A 2,582-nucleotide genomic window follows, 5' to 3' on the forward strand; every position below is an offset into this window, starting at 1 on the left:
ATGCGCGATTCGATCAGGGCGCGGGAGAGGTAGGCGCCGCCGCCCTGGGAGGCAATGCAGAGCAATTCCTCATCGGCATCGTCGCCATACATCTTGAACAGTTCGGCCCGCCAGGCGGCTTTGCCCTCGGGGGAGGGCGTCTTCCCCAGGCGCAGGCAGATGCGCTCGTAAAGGCCCTGGTCAAGGGCGTCGTCGATGGTGATGCGGTGCAGGGAATAGGGGAGCTTGCCCGCAAGAATGTCCTGGATGATCTCGTTGAAATGGTTGTCCTCCCCGTCGTGGGTGGAAATGATCCGCACCGACCCGCCCCACATCAGCAAGGCCAGGGCCGCCTTGATCAGCCCGGCCAGATCGGGATGAAAGGCCGCCTCATCGATCACCACCCGCCCCTGCTTTCCGCGCAGGTTGGCGGGCCGGGAGGACAGCGCCGTGACTTTGTTCCCGGAGGCGAACTTGATGCGGTAGACCTGGATATCCTTGCCGTCGATCCCCTCATCGGCCAGCACGTCCTCTTCCATTTCCTCGGCGGCCAGTTGGTAGTTCCTGGACCAGAACGCGGCGTCTTCGATATATTCCCGCGCCATGTCCTGGTTATAGCCGATGTACCAGACGTCATCCCCGCTTTCGCTGGCCGCGTAGAGGGCATCGTCCGCCGCCTCCGCCCAGGATATACCGATGCGCCGGGACTTCTCGTACACCTTGACGGGCGAGGTGTCGGAGATCCATTTTTGTTGGTACGTTAGGAGGACGGGAGGTGCGCTCATGGAACCATTCTATAATTACCCAGGATCAATACGGATAATTCTTGAAAAGGGTGAACCGGATTGGATTGATTTTATAATAGCTTTCGGCCCATTCATTACTGGCTTCGCGGTTGCCGTGGTTGCCCTCCTGGTATTCCGGCTTCAATTGAGGCAGCACACTCTTGATCGGGAGCGATTCAAATACCAAATTTTAGACAGGCGGTTAGCAGTTTATGAGTCTTTCAGGGAGATTCTCCAAGTCGGATTGTCTCCGATTGGTGAAAACGATTTAAACGGATTGCGTGATCGAATAATTGAATTTCGATCACAACGTGGCCCTGTACATTTTCTTTTTAAACCCGAGCATGATCTCATTTATACATCTGTCGTTAATGCGCTCTGGGATATTCATGAAGCTAGAATTAAAATGGTGATGTCTAAGGACTCAGACGGGCCGGAATATCCCGGCGCGGCCAAAGATTTTAGAGCTGCTCAAGCACGTCTAGCGGCAATAGGAGAGTCTCTTCCTCAAGGCTTCGAAGATTACCTGCGCCTCTCCCAAGAGTTTATGTAATCACCCCACCACCCCCAGAATCTTCTCCCGGATCGTCCCGGCCGCTTCATCGGTGAGGCCGCCCTTGCGGGCGATCTTGTCCACCTCCCGGGCGGCCGCTTTCAGTTTGTCGCGGAACTCGGTCTGCCATTTCTTTTGCAGCACGGAGGCGCGGGTGAGGCGGGCCACGGAGAGGGTGATTTCCGGGAGCGCGTCCACCAGGGATTTCCCGTCCTTATCCGCCTCGAGCAGTTGCTCGAACAATTCCCCCTGGGCCAGCCGGATCAAGGCGTCGTTCATGGCGCCCGCATCGTCCCCCACCGTTTCGGCCAGTTGGATGGACATTTGGGTTGCGGCCCGCAGCTTCTCGGTCTTTTCCTCGAAGGCGCTGCCGTAGCGGTGCAAGGCGGACTTGCTGATGGAGAAGCCCTGATCCTCCAACCACACGGCGAGGCCCGCGTACCCGGCGAAGCCACCGGCCAATAGCCGCTGGTCCAGTTCGGTCTTGACCTGATCTGGAAGCTGAATGATCGGGGAGCGGGGAGGCATGGCTACCCTCTACATATGGCGGGACGGGCAAGCCTGCCCGGCCCGGCCTAGCGATTCTTGGGAGGGCGGGCGATGCCGGGTTCCACGGAAACGGTGTATTCCACCACGTCGACGCCGTCGCGGGTCAGATCGGCTTGCCAATCGTTGTCGTCCTTGCCGTGGATGTGGACCAGGCCCCGGTCCTCCAGGTAGTCCAGTTCCCGGCGCAGTTCGAGTTCCGTCACGGAAAGATGCACGTCATCCAGCACCGAAAGCAGCAGGGCTTCGGTTACGGAATGCGGGCGGCCCGCATCCAGGGCCTTGAGGATGCGCCAGCGCGTTTCCTCGCGGCGGGCTTTTTCCAGGTCAACGCCTTTCATTGATCGCTCCGCTCATGATACCTTCGCTTTCAATTCATCCAGGCGGTCATGCACCCGGTCCAACTTGGCGTCAATCGTTGTCCCGAAGCGTATCCAGTCCTCCCGCCGCACGTATTCCTTGGGCAGTTCGATTTGCAGGGCGGTCAGCTTTGCCTCCAAATCCTTGAACTCCGAAATGTGCCCATCCAGTTTGTCTTCCACCCCGGCCAGGATGCGCTTCATGGCCCACAGCATGACCCCGGACCAGATCATGATGAAGGACATCAGGCCGCCCACGGCGGACCAGGATATGACGGGTGCGGCCGCCGCCATCAGGTCACCTTCTCAATGGGCCTGAAGACAGGCTTGTCCGCAGGCCTTGCCGATTTTTCCGGGGAG

At 58.8% G+C, this 2,582-nt stretch carries 5 protein-coding genes; 1 reads left to right on the forward strand and 4 read right to left on the reverse strand.

The window, feature by feature from the left end; translation table 11 throughout:
* Positions 1 to 764 (reverse strand): hypothetical protein (locus FVQ81_18335; protein MBW7998489.1); only part of this gene is annotated, 764 nt, incomplete at its 3' end.
* On the opposite strand from FVQ81_18335, the gene FVQ81_18340 reads away from it, so the two are divergent.
* Positions 763 to 1,317: a hypothetical protein gene (locus FVQ81_18340; protein ID MBW7998490.1), complete on the forward strand. Its 555-nt coding sequence runs from the start codon at positions 763 to 765 to the stop codon at positions 1,315 to 1,317. The genes FVQ81_18335 and FVQ81_18340 overlap by 2 nt on opposite strands.
* Here FVQ81_18340 and FVQ81_18345 read toward each other — a convergent pair whose 3' ends face one another.
* The 3 genes from FVQ81_18345 to FVQ81_18355 are packed head-to-tail and all read right to left on the reverse strand — an operon-like array spanning position 1,318 to position 2,516.
* Positions 1,318 to 1,845 carry a DUF3486 family protein gene (locus tag FVQ81_18345; protein MBW7998491.1) on the reverse strand — a complete coding sequence of 176 codons (528 nt, stop codon included), beginning with the start codon at positions 1,843 to 1,845 and terminating at the stop codon, positions 1,318 to 1,320.
* Positions 1,846 to 1,892: 47 nt separating this feature from the next.
* A complete protein-coding gene (locus FVQ81_18350) occupies positions 1,893 to 2,204 on the reverse strand; it encodes a hypothetical protein (GenBank protein ID MBW7998492.1) in 312 nt (103 codons plus the stop codon).
* 12 nt (positions 2,205 to 2,216) lie between these two features.
* Positions 2,217 to 2,516: a hypothetical protein gene (locus FVQ81_18355; GenBank protein ID MBW7998493.1), complete on the reverse strand. Its 300-nt coding sequence runs from the start codon at positions 2,514 to 2,516 to the stop codon at positions 2,217 to 2,219.
* Between the last annotated feature and the right edge of the window lie 66 nt (positions 2,517 to 2,582).

This window comes from Candidatus Glassbacteria bacterium (assembly GCA_019456185.1).
Taxonomy (GTDB): Bacteria; Gemmatimonadota; Glassbacteria; order GWA2-58-10; family GWA2-58-10; genus JAJRTS01.

Bases quoted from the DNA above. Each gene is read 5' to 3' on its own strand.
- FVQ81_18340 (MBW7998490.1), top strand. From the start codon at position 763: ATGGAACCATTCTATAATTACCCAGGATCAATACGGATAATTCTTGAA.
- FVQ81_18345 (MBW7998491.1), bottom strand. From the start codon at position 1,845: ATGCCTCCCCGCTCCCCGATCATTCAGCTTCCAGATCAGGTCAAGACC.
- FVQ81_18350 (MBW7998492.1), bottom strand. From the start codon at position 2,204: ATGAAAGGCGTTGACCTGGAAAAAGCCCGCCGCGAGGAAACGCGCTGG.
- FVQ81_18355 (MBW7998493.1), bottom strand. From the start codon at position 2,516: ATGGCGGCGGCCGCACCCGTCATATCCTGGTCCGCCGTGGGCGGCCTG.